10 protein-coding genes are annotated in these 18,912 nt (G+C 37.6%); 5 read left to right on the top strand and 5 right to left on the bottom strand.

Annotated elements, in window-relative coordinates:
- Positions 1 to 126 precede the first annotated feature (126 nt).
- Positions 127 to 1,491 (top strand): TlpA family protein disulfide reductase, encoded by a 1,365-nt coding sequence (locus QCQ61_RS12110; protein WP_279447909.1) that lies wholly within the window; start codon positions 127 to 129, stop codon positions 1,489 to 1,491.
- A gap of 80 nt (positions 1,492 to 1,571) precedes the next feature.
- Here the strand turns inward: QCQ61_RS12110 and QCQ61_RS12105 are convergent, their stop codons facing one another.
- Positions 1,572 to 3,107 carry an NAD(P)H-hydrate dehydratase gene (locus tag QCQ61_RS12105; RefSeq protein WP_279447908.1) on the bottom strand — a complete coding sequence of 512 codons (1,536 nt, stop codon included), beginning with the start codon at positions 3,105 to 3,107 and terminating at the stop codon, positions 1,572 to 1,574.
- Positions 3,108 to 3,276: 169 nt separating this feature from the next.
- Here QCQ61_RS12105 and QCQ61_RS12100 point away from each other — a divergent pair, with 169 nt between their 5' ends.
- Together QCQ61_RS12100 and QCQ61_RS12095 are read left to right on the top strand one after the other, a co-directional pair.
- A complete protein-coding gene (locus QCQ61_RS12100; RefSeq protein WP_279447907.1) occupies positions 3,277 to 3,696 on the top strand; it encodes a glyoxalase in 420 nt (139 codons plus the stop codon).
- 115 nt (positions 3,697 to 3,811) lie between these two features.
- The gene (locus tag QCQ61_RS12095) at positions 3,812 to 5,065 is read left to right on the top strand and encodes an OmpA family protein (RefSeq protein ID WP_279447906.1); all 1,254 of its coding nucleotides are present in this window, start codon (positions 3,812 to 3,814) and stop codon (positions 5,063 to 5,065) included.
- 77 nt (positions 5,066 to 5,142) lie between these two features.
- Here the strand turns inward: QCQ61_RS12095 and QCQ61_RS12090 are convergent, their stop codons facing one another.
- Complete coding sequence (locus QCQ61_RS12090; protein WP_279447905.1) at positions 5,143 to 5,823, bottom strand: DUF2461 domain-containing protein; 681 nt, start codon at positions 5,821 to 5,823, stop codon at positions 5,143 to 5,145.
- A 127-nt stretch (positions 5,824 to 5,950) separates the two neighbouring features.
- On the opposite strand from QCQ61_RS12090, the gene QCQ61_RS12085 reads away from it, so the two are divergent.
- Entirely contained in the window at positions 5,951 to 6,385 is a 435-nt protein-coding gene (locus tag QCQ61_RS12085) for a hypothetical protein (RefSeq protein WP_279447904.1), read from the top strand.
- A 99-nt stretch (positions 6,386 to 6,484) separates the two neighbouring features.
- On the opposite strand, the gene QCQ61_RS12080 is transcribed toward QCQ61_RS12085, so the two are convergent.
- From QCQ61_RS12080 to QCQ61_RS12070, 3 genes are all read right to left on the bottom strand, one after another.
- Positions 6,485 to 7,249, bottom strand: coding sequence for an SOS response-associated peptidase (locus QCQ61_RS12080; protein WP_279447903.1), 765 nt, complete (start codon positions 7,247 to 7,249; stop codon positions 6,485 to 6,487).
- A gap of 65 nt (positions 7,250 to 7,314) precedes the next feature.
- Entirely contained in the window at positions 7,315 to 8,310 is a 996-nt protein-coding gene (lpxD, locus tag QCQ61_RS12075) for a UDP-3-O-(3-hydroxymyristoyl)glucosamine N-acyltransferase (protein WP_279447902.1), read from the bottom strand.
- Between the two features lie 76 nt (positions 8,311 to 8,386).
- Entirely contained in the window at positions 8,387 to 10,261 is a 1,875-nt protein-coding gene (locus QCQ61_RS12070) for a PLP-dependent aminotransferase family protein (RefSeq protein ID WP_279447901.1), read from the bottom strand.
- 575 nt (positions 10,262 to 10,836) lie between these two features.
- Between QCQ61_RS12070 and QCQ61_RS12065 the strand changes: the two genes are divergently transcribed.
- On the top strand, positions 10,837 to 18,813 hold the full coding sequence (locus QCQ61_RS12065) for a beta strand repeat-containing protein (protein ID WP_279447899.1): 7,977 nt from the start codon (positions 10,837 to 10,839) through the stop codon (positions 18,811 to 18,813).
- Positions 18,814 to 18,912: the final 99 nt, after the last annotated feature.

The following is an 18,912-nucleotide window of genomic DNA, read 5'->3' as shown; positions in this document are numbered from 1 at the left end:
TAGTTTCTAATGCCGTTAATAAGTGCAAACTTTCACCACTATATTGTGGTAAAATAAACGGTTTATAATGATTATAAATGTAATTTCAATATGTAATTTTACATTTCGAATTTAAAAAATAGTTTTATGAAAAAAATAAGCTTGGCTCTTTTGGTGCTTGTTGCAATTGCTTGCAAGCAGGATGAAAAGCCCCAATATTCCGTTATTAGCGGGACGGTTGAAAATAACACAGGCGAAACCGTTTTTATACGTGGTAACGATTTCGAATTTAGAACCCCAATCAGCGAAAAGGGAACCTTTTTAGATACACTGCATATTTTAAAAGATGGTTTTTATGAAATGTATGTAGGCCGAGAACGCACTAGTATTTATTTGGAAAAAGGGAAAAATCTTTCGGTTACTCTTGATGCCAACGAATTTGACGAAACGCTAAATTACTCAGGCGATATGGCAAATATCAATAATTTTTTAGCTGCAAAATATCTTTGGAATGAACAAAATTTAGATTACAAAGAAATATTCTCTCTGCCCGAAGACGATTTCAAAAAAGCATTGAGCGCGAATCAAAAAAGTATTGATAGCATTTATGAGGTTAAAAAAGTTTCCAACGAAAATTTTAAGAAAAAACTATCGGAAGAGGATATATATTCCCGTGCTATTTTAATTGAAAATTATGAAAAAGCACACGGCTTTTACACTGGGGAAGCCAATTTTAAAGTTACAGATGGCTTTTACGACGCGCTAAAAAACATTAATTATAAAGATACTTTAGCCTATCGCAATTCTACAGCGTATCAAAGTTTACTCGATGCGCATTTTAATAGATTGGTGCGTGAAGATACAATTAGCTCAGCTACTTCGGAAAACATATTATTTTTGAAAAAAGTAGATGAGGATTTACCAAATGGTTATGCTAAGGACAAAATTATGAGTTCGTACTTACAATTTGGGCTAAAGCCCGATGAAACGTTGGACGAAGCTTATAGTATTTACAAAAATAGCGAGCCTAATTCAGAAAACTTGGCAAAGCTTACCGAGCGCTATAATAAATTAAAAACCATTACCAAGGGTAGGCCCTCCCCTACATTTAATTATGAAAACCACAAAGGAGGAACAACGAGCTTAGAAAGTTTAAAAGGAAAATATGTATATATAGATGTATGGGCCACTTGGTGCGGACCTTGTTTACGTGAAATTCCTGCATTGAAGGAATTTGAAAAGGAATACGAAAATAAAAACGTGCAGGTTGTAAGTATTTCCATAGACGAGGCGAAAGACTACGACAAATGGAAATCTATGGTAACCGAAAAACAATTGGGCGGAATTCAGCTAATGGCAGACAACAACTGGAAATCCGCATTTGTTGATGACTACGCAATTATGGGAATCCCTCGTTTTATACTGGTAGATCCAGAAGGAAATATAGTTTCTGCAGATGCTCCCAGACCTTCAGATCCAAATTTAAAAGTATTGTTAGATCTATTGTTATAACATCATCATTTTAGAAAAAATGTAAGCCACAGTTTTTCAAAGCAATATTTTTTGTTTTAAAACTGTGGCTAATTTTTTTACTATTGTGATTGCTCATGAGCCTCTTCTCTTGAAAATAGCTCCAAGTATGCCTCTGAAATATTTTCAACTATATCGCCAGCCATTACCGCCTCAAACCCCAATTGCCCGGTGGCAATATCGCCAGCACTGCCGTGCATATATACTCCAAATACCGAAGCCAACAAAGGATCGTATCCTTGCGAAAGCAAGCCTGCAATAACTCCGCTCAATGCATCGCCGCTACCCGCCGTTCCCATACCTGGGTTTCCAGAAGTATTTATATACAGTTTGTTTTCGTAAACTGTTATGGTATATGCACCTTTGATTATTAGGACCACTTGATGTTTTTCTGAAAACTTTTTTGCCTTTTTTAGTTTGTCATAATCATTTTTCCAAGTACCAATCAGTCGTTTTAGCTCTCCGGGATGCGGTGTTAATATAGAATTGGACGGAAGAAAATCTAACAGCGATTTATTTTCCGAAATAATATTTAAAGCATCGGCATCTATAACAAAAGGTATGTCTTTCAGCTGCAATACTTTTTTTAAGGCTGCAACTGTGGCTTTATTTTTTCCGAGGCCCATTCCAATTGCGATGGCCGAAGGTTTAAAGTCTGTTTCAATATTACTTATAAATTTTTCTTCCTTATCTGTAATTACCATTGCTTCCGGAATTGTGGATTGTAAAATGGAATAACCACATTCTGGCACAAAAGCAGTAACCATTCCTGCACCAATCTTAAATGCTGCACTAGTGGAAAGCACCGCGGCGCCAATTTTTCCGTAGCTTCCACCTACTATCAACACGTGGCCAAATGTACCTTTATGATCAAATTTATTTCGTGGCTGATAAAAAGCTTGCGCTTCAGGTTTCGATATTAATTGTGCTATAGGTTCCGTGTTTTTTATAAAATCTAAATCTAAACCAATCTCCAAAATATTAAAATTAGAGACAAAGGGCGCTGTTTCCGGCAAAAAGAAACATAATTTAGCTGTTTGAAATGTAAGAGTGTGATCTGCTTTCAATACGGCTTCCTTATCTTTTAGAGGTAAATTAGCATAAAGACCGCTTGGAATATCTACTGATAGCTTAAATGCTTGGTTTGCATTTAAATATTGAATCAATTTTCTTACCCAACCTTCGGGGCTGCGATTCAATCCAATTCCAAAAATTGCATCAACAATCATATCTTCGTCGCTTATCTCTGGAAAATCGGCTTGGCTTGTCATTAGTATAGGCCAATCTTTTGTAACATTTTTAATTTTGTTGTAATTCAACAAGAAGTTCTTTGAGCGTTTATCGCTAAAATTCACAACATACACTACAACCTTATAACCGTGCTCAATCAATAACCTGCCAATTACTAATCCATCCCCACCATTATTGCCAATTCCACAAAAAATTCGAATAGTAACAGGCGCACCATCCAAGTGTGTGTGTAACCAGTTAAATACCTGTTCTCCAGCACGCTCCATTAAGGCTTCCGAAGTTATATCTTGTTTTTCAATAGTTATTTTATCTGCTTGGCTTAATTGTGCCGCGGAAAATATTTTCATCAATTTATTTATTTTGAAGATGTTACTTAAAGTTAGAGCTGGTAAAGCGCGGGCCTTTAATGTATCAAAGATAGCAACATTCCACGCATTGTTGAAAGAACGTTTATAACTAATTGGCATAAGTGAAAAAGGAAGCCAGATTAATTATAATTTTAGTAAAAACCACATTATGGAATCAAGAGATAATCAACTTTTAAAAATGCGCAGCGATATTGCCTCGGCTAAAATAACTTCAAATATGTCTTCCGACGAAAGTTTTCAGAACAAAACATTACGTCCTGTTATAAAACTACAACACCCTTTATTATTGGCTGCATTTAAAAACTATGTAACTAAACACAAAAATGTTTTTTATGGCTTAAGCGTTGAAAAGAAACTCGATTACATTGAAAATGCAATCCATAAGGATATGAAATTTAGAAATTCGCTAAAAGGTATCGTTATTGGGCAATTTACGTTAGAAGAATTTGATTGCTATATACAAAATTCGTCCGCATTAAATAAGCGCATGATGAATATTGTAAAAGAGCGGCTTAAGGATAACTTACTTTATTTTGATAAAATCAGCCTTTTAATTGAGCAGGAATAATAGATTAAAAATAACTTCAATTTAACAGCTATGTTAAATGTTTTAAAAATTGAAGGCTACACTGGTATATTTTTCATTAAATTTGTTTTGAATTCTGACCAATAAAATAACAATCATGAAAAAATTAATCTTTCCGTTATTACTATTTTCCGCGCTTTTTCTTTACGCCCAAGAAGAGCAATCATTTGAATATAACAAATGGTCTGTTGAACTAGCAGGTGGGTTACACAAACCGGGCAAACCGTTTGCAGCAAATTATGGCACGGACACACCTAGTTTTGGGCAATTTAGCTTAGGCGCACGTTATATGTTTAACAATCGCGCGGGTCTAAAATTAGATTTTGGCTATAGTACACTTCAAGAAAGTGATAATAGCCTTCCTTTTAAAACAAATTATTATAGAGTTTCCTTACAGGGTGTCGCCAATGTAGGTTCTGTATTAAATTTTGAAAATTGGACAAACAGAATAGGCCTTTTAGCCCACGGGGGTATAGGGTATTCATTATTGAGTCCAAAGGAACCGATAGACCGTGACGGCAACGATCAAATGTTGCATGCTATTATCGGATTATCACCACAAATAAAACTTGGAGATCGGGTTGCTTTAACAACCGATGTATCTATGATTGGTAACGTTCGTCAAGATTATACTTGGGACGGTACAACTACTACTAGAATTCGAGGATTTGATGGAATGATGGTTAATTTTTCTGTTGGACTCACTTTCTACTTAGGTAAACATGACAAACACGCAGATTGGGCTACCGAAGCAAGCATTATTGAAGATAGACTTGCAGACCACGAAGAAAGAATTTCGAAAATAGAAACCGATCTTATAGATACAGATCAAGATGGTGTTCCAGATTATTTAGACCGTGAGCCAAACACTATTTCAGGTGTTACGGTAGATAGCAAAGGTGTAGCTGTGGACAAAAATGAAAATGGTATTCCAGATGAACTTGAAAGTCCGTTAGATGCTAGATACGTTAAAATTGGTAGCACCATTTCTGATGATCGCGGAACCATTGAAGAATTACTGAACAAAGGTTATGTAAATGTTTACTTCAAATTTAATAGCGATAAGCCCGAAACCTATTCTTTGGAAGCTATTAACTATTTAATTAAATATATGAAAGATCATCCTTCTGCAAATGCTGAACTTATAGGTTATGCAGATGAAATAGGATCTCCAGATTATAACCAAGCACTTTCGGAAAATAGAGCAAAACGCGTATATGAAATATTAATTGCTTCCGGCGTTGCAGAAAGTAGATTAAGCTATCGAGGCGGTGGCGAAGATACTACCGTAGATAAATCATCTTCACCTGCTAGACAATTAGTGCGTAGAGTTACTTTTAGATTGAAATAATCTTACCCATATAATTCTATAGAAAAGAGCTTTCCTTGTGAGGGCTCTTTTTTTGTTTTGAAGAATATGTACGGACCCTATTTAAGCACTGACACCCCGTTTAAATCAGTTGTTAAAACATCACTCATATAATCAAAAAACTGTCGAAGAAGTTGATAGTGATAAATTACATTTTCTATAAAGTCAGAAGCCAATACTTCAGAATCTGAAAAGTGGTGCGTTACGACAAACTTTTTAAGTTTAATTAAATCTATATTAGCGTCATCCTTATTAAACCCCCGTGGTGCTGTTTTTACTGCATTATTTTTATTAAATCCTTCAAAAGCAATTTTGAAATCCTTTTGGTTTAAAATTTTTCGAATTTCCAAACTATCCAGTTCAAACTCTTTTCGGATACGAAACAAGTCTTCGGTATTGGGAGCAAAAAAGCCACCAGCCAAATAACTGTTTCCAGGTTCCAAGCGTAAGTAATACCCACCGCGACGTTGTGCTCCTGCCCTGCTAAAACTAACACTTCGGTGTACATTGTATGGTGTTTTATCGTTGCTAAAGCGAATATCGCGGTTTATGCGGAAAATTTTAATTTTGGCTATTTCATCTGTACGGTTTAATCTGTTTTCAATTTCGGCATAAACACTTTTTAAAGCCTTTTCATTACTCAAGTATTCCTTTTTATGCGCCGCCATCCAATCGCGATTATTGTTACTTTTTAATTTAAGTAAAAAATTAAATGCCGATTTAGGAATAGTTGGGTTCATAATTACGTTTTAGCGAGGTAAAGATATGTGTATGTACTTAAAGAAAAAAGCAAGCTGTTTTTTAACTGCGAATAGTTTCAAATTAAAAAATGATTATATTTATTGCAACAACCTAAACCAAATTACTATGAATACAACAACTAAACCGAATACGGCCTTTTGGATAATTGCCGTATTGGCAATTTTATGGAATATAATGGGAGTTTACTTTTGGGCTTCAGAATATTTTTTAATGACGGAAGAAATGAAAGCGGCAATGCCACCTGAACAAGTGGAATTAATGAATGCCGCCCCATCATGGAATATTGTTATCTATGGAATTGCAGTTATTACAGGCCTATTGGCAAGTGTTTTTCTCTTAATGCGAAAGAAAATAGCGGTTGCATTATTTGGTATTTCATTACTTGCAGTATTGATAATTCAGCTTTATTGGACGTTTGCCATGGATATTGTATCCGTACTGGGGCCACAATCGCTAACGATGCCATTAATTGTAATTGCGCTTGCTGTATTTGAATACTTTTACAGCAAAGGCGCGGCGCGAAATGGATGGATAGCTTAATTTGTAAACCTATCGTTTAATTTATCACAGCGAAGAAGCTTCTAGACAACTGCTTACCTATACAATAATTGAGTTGGTTTTTAAGTTTATTATAGCTTTTCAGAATTTAAGTTCGCTATAGTTAACTTTATCTGAAATTGATTTTACGTTGCCCTGATATTCTTTTCCTCGTAATTTCGAAACAGTATGTGCGTCCAATTCATCATCTGGATATTCCAGTATTAAATTTTGAATTTCTTTTATATCAAGTTCGTCATTTATGGGTTTTAACCAATTATCCTCCAATTCGGTGGGAAGAATTACAGGCATTCTTGAAGCTTTTAATTTTGGGTTATTGTGAATTTTTGACAGCAGCGCGTTTCCGCTCGTTGTAACAATTGAAAACGATTTTAAAATTCCACCCGTATCTGGGTTACGCCACTCGCTCCACAATCCAGCAAGCGCCATGGGTTGCTTGTCTTTCCTAAAAATATAAAAAGGATAGGTATTGCCTTTAAAATGATGGTGCTCATAAAAACCATCTACATAAATTAAGCAGCGATTATTTACAGCAGACGTTCGAAATGACGGTTTTTTAAATATAGTTTCTCCCCTGGCGTTTAGAGTGTTGTTCCATTGTTTTTTTATATCCGCCTCACTTTTAACCCAATGGGGCACTAGACCCCAAGTGGCCACGGTAGGAAATTCAGGAGATTCGTTAGTATAAATAAATAGTTCGGGATGACTAAATCCGGATACGTGAAAAAGCGGTAAATCTGTGAGCGGCACTAGCTTTTCTAAAATTTCTTCAATAGCAGGTGCGTCGCCTTTCCTTTTAGCTCGTTTTAACTGTGATTCTAAACTTGCTTTTATGTCGTAGCACAAAATATAAGGATTTTTATAAAAGTTCTGAAACAGCACACTAATTTGGCGGCTTATGTTTAAAAAATTTATTTGTTCTTAACAATTTTCCTAATTGATGCCCACTCCCTTAACATATCTCGAGCATCTTGAGCGGGATATCCCAAAACGGTTTTTCCTGCTGCTACATCATTCATTACTCCCGAACCGGCACCAACAGTGGCGCCAGAATTAATGCTGGTATGATCTTTAATAGAAGCGCTGCCGCCAATCATTACACCATCGCCTAAAGTTACAGAACCCGCAAGACCGCTGTGCCCTGCCATTATACAAAAACGGCCCATAACGCTGTTATGTGCTATCTGGACAAGATTATCTATTTTACAACCATCGCCAATAATTGTGGAGCTAAATTTTGCTCTATCTACACATGAATTGGCTCCAATTTCTACATAATGACCTATGATAACATTTCCTATCTGTGGAATTTTTACCAAGCCTCTCCCGTCGTCACTCGGTCTAAAACCAAATCCATCGGCGCCAATACTAACATTGGTATGAAAAATACAATTACTACCAATAATACAGCGCTCCCTTATTATTGTACCCGACCAAACAATTGTTTTGTCGCCAATTACGGTTTCATCAAACACGCAGACGTTTGGATATAAAATTACATCGTTACCTAATGTAACATCTTTTCCAATATAGCAGTTGGCACCAATTTTACAACCCTCTCCAATTTCTGCTGTTTCGTGAATTACGGCCGAGGGGTGTATTTCAGTAATGAACACAGGCGCTGGTGGATTAAACAGCTCTAAAATTTTCGCCATGGCCAAATCTACATTTTTAACTTTTATAATAGCACGACCGTCACCGGGTTCAATATTTAAATCTTGATTTACAAGAGCCGCGCAAGCTTTTGATTCTTCCCAAAATTTAGCGTATTTGGTGCTACCAATAAATGTAATCTGACTTTTATTTGCCTTTTTTAATTCTTCCGGACCAACAATTAGTTGGTCTGTATTTCCTATTAATTCTCCTGTAAGAAAATTGTTTATTTCATTGATAGTATAAGATTTCATATTTTAATATTGCTGATGGTTAAAAATTTTTTAAATCTAAAGAAAAAATTGGGAGGTTCTTATTACCTCCCAACTATTAAATACTTTCAACAAATTTTGCAAAAACCTTTTTATGAAGTTCGAGATCTAAGGTAGGAGAAATTGAAACTCGCACAATATAGTCTTTATCGCCTTCTTTGGTAGTTCCCTGCGTTGAGGTTGCAGGAATAGTCCAATAACTGCCTTTTAATTGTCCGTAGCTAACACAAAATTTACATTCGTGAGCGATTTCTGTAATCATTAAATTTATTAATTTCAGATTTAACGATCTTTTATACGCTTCTCTCTCGTCGGCTGTACTGCCTTTTGTAGGAAGGTCTAATGAAAATACCGAAGGGGTAAACCCTCGTGCGGCCAAAGCATCCGAAACAAAATTGATTTTAGCTTCTGGCAAAGTTTTGTGAATATAGTTTACAAATTCGCGTGTGTTCTTATAGGCAGCTGCTATACGTTGGTTCATTGAAGGCAGTTGGTTTGCCAATATTTTATATTGAAGTTCAGTAGCTTCATTGTCACAAAGATGTAGATGCAATTCAATTTTATCTATCAGAGCCTCTGTTTCCTTATTTCCTACGCAGTAACCAGCAGTACATCTTCCGCCACTCGGAAATTTTGATCCACTAACGTATGCAATGGTTTTTACTGTTGATAATATTTCCCCTTCACCTAAAAAGTGAACATTCGGACAAAATGTTTGGTCTAAAATAAAAACGGGAGCTACGGCTTTTTTGCCTTCGCTCGTCTTTCGATCTGCACTCAAAACAGCCAGTAAATTCTCAAGATTTGGGACTTCTACCCTCGGATTTGTGGGTATTTCGGCAATTATATAAGGTACGGCATCTTGCCTGGCTATTTTATCTAAAATCTGGTCTATACTACTAACCATTTCATTTTCTCCATCAACAAGCAAATCTACTACTTCAACATTATCAATACTTGCGGCCACACGTCTTGCCTGATCGTTGGTACCGCCATAGCAATTGGGAGGAACTATAAATTTGATTTCCTTTCCTTTGTGATTTTCCAACGCATCGTGAATTAAACCCATCATTATAGCGTATTGCATAGATAAACCACTCGAGGCAACTTGCACTTTTGTATGCGAACCAGTTATCTCTCTAATAGAATTTATAACGCTATTTTTGTTTGCGTCAAGAGCTTCGTGATTATTATTCTCTAATCTATTTTCATTTAAATTATTTTCAACCAGCAAGTTTAAAGCGGAAAGCGAATTTGCAGGCGTCATAGCAATAGTTTCCCTTCTGCGAACATGTTGAATTTCTGAAATGTAGCTTTCATTCTGATTCCCATTTACAATTAAGAAACTCCCAAGATCCTTATAATGATTAATATAAAAATCAATATTCGAATGTAAATTGACCTTCCCTACTTGATCATTCTCTGAAATATAAATTACACTCCCGTCAAATTTATTGTTGTCCGCTTCGGTAAAATCTTCTATGCAATCTATTTTTTTTAAAGTGAATTTATAGCCGTAAACACGCTGTAAAATTTCAGCATCAAAGGCCAAGGGTAGGCTCTCTTTATATAAAATTTGGGTATTTTTATTTGTTAGCAAATTTTTTCTTAGAACTGCAAATACAGGAATTGTTTTGGACGAAAAACTGATAACATTATCCGGATTAAGATTGTTTAAGTGAGCGATTCCCCATTCAAGAACCGAAGACAATGGATGTCCCAACCGTATATAATCATAGGCCGTGGGTAATTTACTTAGTGCTTTGTTATCAAAATTATTGTTGTTAAATAAGGCTTCAAATTCCGTAAGAAATTGTTTTTTGGCCAATTGTTCCTCGTAAATATCTAATCGATGTGTGGTTAAATTAATCCAATCCATCGGCATATTTTTTAAAACGTTGCCAATGTAATTTTTTATTTTATTCTCTTTCATAATTTCACTTTTAAATAGGCCGCAAGATACATTAAATAGATTTTTTCAGTAGATATCAACCGATTTTGTTTCAGGCTTCCGGAGTTTCCAAAAATGCTGAAATTTTAAAAGCCCAAACGTGGATTTTGATAAAAAAGCAACATTTTAGCAGTTTATTTTTTCTAATATTTCTATAAAAGATAGTGGGGTCCGATAAGTTAATTCCTACAAATCAATATTTTAATAAAATTTTTTTATTCTTTTAATTGACTTTTTTCTAAACATATATGTTACTAAGATAAGATATACTATTTGAAGGTTAAAATTTTGACCGTGTAGGTCAATTACTGTTTCTATTAGTCTGATTTTCAATATGCTTGGCAGGGAAGTTTATTGTTTTTTTATAAATAATTAAATTTTGTACAATTCTAGATTTTTGTCATAGTGTATGAAAATTCCTATATAAATAATTTGTTATAGTACAAAATTATTAGAGGGTAATCTTCTCTATTTTAACATTTTATTTGGTAGATGCAAATATAAATTTTAGATTTGTATGCATTTTGCCACGTTCTTACACCCCAAATCTTATTCATATGAAAAAATTACTACTCCTACTGATATTTATCAGTGGTAATTTTCTTTTCGCTCAAGTTGGTATCGGCACAGATATGCCTAATCCATCCACGCAGTTAGAAATTAAATCTTCTAATAGAGGTATACTTATACCTCAAATTTCGTTAACCGGCATTACGGACCAAACCACCATTACGGCGGGGAATCTGCAAAGCTTACTGGTTTATAATACTAGTACAAACGCGACACTTTCGCCGGGATACTATTATTGGTATCAGAATAAATGGCACAGACTTTTAACTGAAAACGACTTACCCGACTACATAGTTTTCTGGGATGTTGTAAATAATAACTTTTATTACTTTGATCAAAACGGAGATATTATTATTATTGATATCTCAGATTTGGAAACCCTTACTTATCTGGGTCTCAATGCCGATGGACACACGCTGGAGTACACCGATGAGGACGGTATCGTTACAAGTATTGACCTTGGAGCCGTGATCGATAATTTCGAGACCTTAACCACAATCGTCGATAACAACAATGGCTCGTTCACCTACACAGATGAGGATGGCGGTACTACAACTATTGATATTTCAAACCTTGAAACCCTTACCTATTTAGCACTGAACCCTGACGGAAGAACACTTGAGTACACCGATGAGGACGGAATTGTTACAAGTATTGACCTTGGAGCCGTGATCCAAGCTTTTGAAACATTGACCACAATCGTCGATAATAACAATGGCACGTTCACCTACACCGATGAAGATGGCGGTACTACAACTATTGATATTTCAAACCTTGAAACCCTTACCTATTTAGCACTGAACGCCGACGGAAGAACACTTGAGTACACCGATGAGGACGGTATCGTAACAAGTATCGACCTTGGAGCCGTGATCGATAATTTCGAGACATTGACTACAATCGTCGATAACAACAATGGCACGTTCACCTACACAGATGAAGACGGCGGTACTACGACCATTGATATTTCAAACCTTGAAACCCTTACCTATTTAGCACTGAACGCCGACGGAAGAACACTTGAGTACACCGATGAGGACGGTATCGTAACAAGTATCGACCTTGGAGCCGTGATCGATAATTTCGAGACACTCACCACAATCGTTGATAACGGAAACGGCACCTTCACCTACACCGATGAGGACAATGTTACGACCACCATTGATGTTTCAAACCTTGAAACATTAACCGTTCTGGCCTTAAATGTGGACGGAAAAACGTTGGAATATACTGATGAGGACGGAGTTCTGACCAGCATCGACCTTGAAACGGTTATTGATAATTTTGAAACACTTACCACGATTGTTGACAATGGCAACGGAACCTTCACCTATACCGATGAGGACAATGTTACGACAACCATCGATGTTTCTAACCTTGAAACTTTAACCGTTTTGGCATTGAATGCTGACGGAAAAACATTGGAATATACTGATGAGGACGGAGTTCTGACCAGCATCGACCTGGAAACGGTTATCGATAATTTCGAAACACTTACCACGATTGTCGATAACGGAAACGGCACTTTTACCTACACCGATGAGGACAATGTTACGACCACCATCGATGTTTCTAACCTTGAAACACTCACTACCCTAGCCTTAAACGCTGATGGAAAAACATTGGAATACACGGATGAAGACGGAGTTCTGACCAGCATCGACCTTGAAACGGTGATCGATAATTTTGAAACATTGACCACGATCGTCGATAACGGCAACGGCACCTTTACCTATACCGATGAAGACAATGTTACTACAACCATCGATGTCTCAAACCTTGAAACTTTAACCGTTCTTGCGTTGAATGCTGACGGAAAAACATTGGAATACACAGATGAGGACGGAATCCTGACCAGCATCGACCTTGAAACGGTGATTGATAATTTTGAAACATTGACCACGATCGTCGATAACGGAAATGGCACTTTTACATACACCGATGAGGACAATGTTACGACCACCATCGATGTTTCAAACCTCGAGACATTAACCGTTCTTGCGTTGAATGCTGACGGAAAAACTCTAGAATACACAGACGAAGACGGCGTGGTTACAAGCATTGACCTTGAAACTGTAATCGATAATTTTGAAACACTTACCACGATCGTTGATAACGGAAACGGCACATTTACCTACACCGATGAGGACAATGTTACGACAACCATCGATGTTTCTAACCTTGAAACTTTAACCGTTTTGGCATTGAATGCTGACGGAAAAACATTGGAATATACTGATGAGGACGGAGTTCTGACCAGCATCGACCTGGAAACTGTAATCGATAATTTTGAAACACTCACCTCGATCGTTGATAACGGAAACGGCACATTTACCTACACCGATGAGGACAATGTTACGACCACCATCGATGTCTCAAACCTTGAGACTTTAACCGTTCTGGCACTAAATGCTGACGGAAAAACTCTAGAATACACAGACGAAGACGGCGTGGTTACAAGCATTGACCTTGAAACTGTAATCGATAATTTTGAAACACTTACCACGATCGTTGATAACGGAAACGGCACATTTACCTATACCGATGAGGACAATGTTACGACAACCATCGATGTTTCTAACCTTGAAACTTTAACCGTTCTGGCACTAAATGTGGACGGAAAAACATTGGAATACACGGATGAAGACGGAGTTCTGACCAGCATCGACCTTGAAACGGTGATCGATAATTTTGAAACATTGACCACGATCGTAGATAATGGAAATGGCACATTTACCTACACCGATGAGGACAATGTTACGACCACCATCGATGTTTCAAACCTTGAAACATTAACCGTTCTTGCGTTGAATGCTGACGGAAAAACATTGGAATACACAGATGAGGACGGAATCCTGACCAGCATCGACCTTGAAACGGTGATTGATAATTTTGAAACATTGACTACAATCGTCGATAACGGAAATGGCACATTTACCTACACCGATGAGGACAATGTTACGACCACCATCGATGTTTCAAACCTTGAAACTTTAACCGTTCTTGCGTTGAATGCTGACGGAAAAACACTGGAATATACTGATGAAGACGGAGTTCTGACCAGCATCGATTTGGAAACGGTGATCGACAATTTTGAAACACTCACCACGATTGTTGACAATGGAAACGGCACCTTTACCTACACCGATGAGGACAATGTTACGACCACTATCGATGTCTCAAACCTAGAAACTTTGACTGTTTTAGCGCTGAATGTTGACGGAAAAACATTGGAATACACAGATGAAGATGGCGTGGTTACAAGCATCGACCTTGAAACGGTGATCGATAATTTCGAGACCCTCACCACCATCGTCGACAACGGAAACGGCACATTTACCTACACCGATGAAGACAATGTTACTACAACCATCGATGTTTCAAACCTTGAAACTTTAACCATTCTGGCATTGAATGCTGACGGAAAAACGTTGGAATACACGGATGAAGACGGAGTTCTGACCAGCATCGACCTTGAAACGGTAATCGATAATTTTGAAACACTCACCTCGATCGTTGATAACGGAAACGGCACCTTTACCTATACCGATGAAGACAATGTTACTACAACCATTGACGTTTCTAACCTTGAAACTTTAACCGTTTTGGCATTGAATGTGGATGGAAAAACATTGGAATACACAGATGAAGATGGCGTGGTTACAAGCATCGACCTTGAAACGGTGATCGATAATTTCGAGACCCTCACCACCATCGTCGACAACGGAAACGGCACCTTCACCTACACCGATGAAGACAATGTTACTACAACCATCGATGTCTCAAACCTTGAAACTTTAACCGTTTTGGCATTGAATGTGGACGGAAAAACATTGGAATATACTGATGAGGACGGAGTTCTGACCAGCATCGATTTGGAAACGGTAATTGATAATTTCGAGACCCTCACCACCATCGTCGACAACGGAAACGGCACCTTCACCTACACCGATGAAGACAATGTTACGACCACCATTGATATTTCAAACCTTGAAACTTTAACCATTCTGGCATTGAATGCTGACGGAAAAACGTTGGAATACACGGATGAAGACGGAGTTCTGACCAGCATCGACCTTGAAACGGTGATCGATAATTTTGAAACATTGACCACGATCGTAGATAATGGAAATGGCACATTTACCTACACCGATGAGGACAATGTTACGACAACCATCGATGTTTCTAACCTTGAAACTTTAACCGTTTTGGCATTGAATGCTGACGGAAAAACATTGGAATATACTGATGAGGACGGAGTTCTGACCAGCATCGACCTGGAAACGGTTATCGATAATTTCGAAACACTTACCACGATTGTCGATAACGGAAACGGCACTTTTACCTACACTGATGAGGACAATGTTACGACCACCATCGATGTTTCTAACCTTGAAACACTCACTACCCTAGCCTTAAACGCTGATGGAAAAACGTTGGAATATACTGATGAGGACGGAGTTCTGACCAGCATCGATTTGGAAACGGTTATCGATAATTTCGAAACATTGACCACGATTGTTGACAATGGAAACGGCACCTTTACCTACACCGATGAGGACAATGTTACAACCACCATCGATGTTTCAAACCTTGAAACTTTAACCATTCTGGCATTGAATGCTGACGGAAAAACGTTGGAATACACGGATGAAGACGGAATCCTGACCAGCATCGATTTGGAAACGGTTATCGATAATTTCGAAACATTGACCACGATTGTTGACAATGGAAACGGCACCTTCACCTACACTGATGAAGACAATGTTACTACAACCATCGATGTTTCTAACCTTGAAACACTCACTACCCTAGCCTTAAACGCTGACGGAAAAACATTGGAATACACAGACGAGGATGGCGTTCTTACCAGCATCGACCTTGAAACGGTGATCGATAATTTTGAAACACTTACCACGATCGTTGATAACGGAAACGGCACCTTTACCTATACCGATGAGGACAATGTTACGACAACCATTGACGTTTCTAACCTTGAAACTTTAACCGTTTTGGCATTGAATGTGGATGGAAAAACATTACAATATACTGATGAAGACGGAGTCCTGACCAGCATCGACCTGGAAACGGTGATCGACAATTTTGAAACATTGACCACGATTGTTGACAATGGAAACGGCACCTTTACCTACACCGATGAAGACAACGTTACGACCACCATCGATGTTTCAAACCTTGAAACTTTAACCGTTTTGGCATTAAACGTTGACGGAAAAACACTGGAATATACTGATGAGGACGGAGTTCTGACCAGCATCGATTTGGAAACGGTAATTGATAATTTCGAAACACTTACTACAATCGTTGATAACGGAAACGGCACCTTCACCTACACCGATGAGGACAACGTTACGACCACCATCGATGTTTCAAACCTCGAGACATTAACCGTTCTTGCGTTGAATGCTGACGGAAAAACACTGGAATATACTGATGAAGACGGAATCCTGACCAGCATCGATTTGGAAACGGTTATCGATAATTTCGAAACATTGACTACAATCGTCGATAACGGCAACGGCACCTTCACCTACACTGATGAAGACAATGTTACTACAACCATCGATGTTTCAAACCTTGAAACTTTAACCGTTTTGGCATTAAACGTTGACGGAAAAACACTGGAATATACTGATGAGGACGGAGTTCTGACCAGCATCGATTTGGAAACGGTAATTGATAATTTTGAAACATTGACTACAATCGTCGATAACGGAAATGGAACATTTACATACACCGATGAAGACAACGTTACGACCACCATTGATGTTTCAAACCTTGAAACTTTAACCGTTCTTGCGTTGAATGCTGACGGAAAAACACTGGAATACACTGATGAGGACGGAGTTCTGACCAGCATCGATTTGGAAACGGTGATCGACAATTTTGAAACATTGACCACGATTGTTGACAATGGAAACGGCACCTTTACCTACACCGATGAGGACAATGTTACAACAACCATCGATGTTTCAAACCTAGAAACTTTGACTGTTTTGGCATTGAATGTGGACGGAAAAACTTTAGAATACACGGATGAAGATGGAGTGGTTACAAGCATCGACCTTGAAACGGTGATCGATAATTTTGAAACATTGACCACAATCGTTGATAATGGAAATGGCACTTTTACCTACACCGATGAGGACAATGTTACGACCACAATCGATGTCTCAAACCTTGAAACATTAACCGTTCTGGCATTGAATGTGGACGGAAAAACGTTGGAATACACGGATGAAGATGGCATTCTGACCAGCATTGATTTGGAAACGGTGATCGATAATTTCGAGACACTCACCACAATCGTTGATAACGGTAACGGAACATTTACATACACCGATGAGGACAATGTTACGACCACTATCGATGTCTCAAACCTAGAAACTTTGACTGTTTTAGCGCTGAATGTTGACGGAAAAACATTTGAATACACGGATGAAGACGGCATTCTGACCAGCATCGACCTTGAAACGGTAATCGATAATTTCGAGACACTTACCACAATCGTTGATAACGGAAACGGCACTTTCACCTATACCGATGAAGACAATGTTACGACCACCATCGATGTCTCAAACCTTGAAACATTAACCGTTCTGGCATTGAATGTGGACGGAAAAACGTTGGAATACACGGATGAAGATGGCATTCTGACCAGCATTGATTTGGAAACGGTGATCGATAATTTCGAGACACTCACCACAATCGTTGATAACGGTAACGGAACATTTACATACACCGATGAGGACAATGTTACGACCACTATCGATGTTTCAAACCTTGAAACGCTTACTTCAATCGCTTTAAATACCGACAATACGCATATTGATTATATAGATGAAGATGGAGCAACTACTCAATTAGATCTAACAGATATTGTTAAGAATCTTGAGTCGTTAACAGTGCTTGCCTATAATGATTCTACTAACACACTTACCTATACCGATGAAACAGGTATTCCGTATAATCTTAACTTGAACGAAGGCGCTGTTGCGTACAATGCTGTAACCAACGTATTAACATACACAGATGCTGCCGGCAATGCAACTACGTTAACATTAAACGCAACTGATTTATCGTACAATACTACTACCCAAAATTTGGTTTATGTGAACTCTTTGGGCGTAACACAAACAATAGATTTAGGAAATTTAGTTAACAGTGTTATTGACGCAAAAGACCTAACAGCTGCAGATGCTTCTATAACTGTAACAGATGGAACGGGTGCTACCCTGGTAGATTCAAATATAAAAGTTGCCGATGGTGGGATTTCAACCATAAAACTTGCAGACAACGCGGTAAATTCAGCTAAGATAATTGATGGTGAAGTTAAAACTGACGATCTTGCTAATACAAACGTTACTGCGGTTAAGTTAAACAATGATGTTGCTGGTGTGGGGTTAGTTAAAAACAGTACTACCAATGCACTTGACGTTAATGCTAATAACGGTTTAAATGTAGATTCAACGGCAGATGCTGTACAATTAGGTGGTAACCTTATTAAACCAACTACCGTTACTACCGATGCCACAAACACATTAGCTTTAGCTGGTTTACAACCTGGTACTACCTCAGATAAATTAGTAGTTGCGGAATCTGATGGTACATTAAGACAAGTAAATGCGGCAATGCCGAAGTTCTTCTATATGCCTCCAATTATTTTTGATACTTCTGTAAATGGAACTTTCACCAAAAATTTACATACAGAATATTTAGGGCAATTTTCAGGAACAAGCAACCCTACTCTAGTCCGCAGTACCGCTGCACCTAGTGAAATACCAAATGTACCAGGTCCAACAGATTTGTATTACTACATCACATACTATGATACAAACGTATTTTCTAATGTATCAATAAATGCAAATGGAGTATTAACATATAATATCATAAATAATGCTACCGCGGCTTCATTTATGACTATTGTATTTGTAGTTAAGTAATAGTATTATTTGTAATGCTAGTTTGCAAAGAGCTGGCATTACAAATTAACTCCTTTAAAAAATTTAATAATTATTTAATTGGCTGAAATGCAAATAAAA

Origin of the sequence: Aequorivita marisscotiae, from assembly GCF_029814825.1 — a bacterium.
In the GTDB taxonomy this organism is placed as follows: domain Bacteria; phylum Bacteroidota; class Bacteroidia; order Flavobacteriales; family Flavobacteriaceae; genus Aequorivita; species Aequorivita marisscotiae.
The sequence above is the reverse complement of the archived record's forward strand: the minus strand, read 5'-3'. Positions and strand labels throughout refer to the sequence as shown.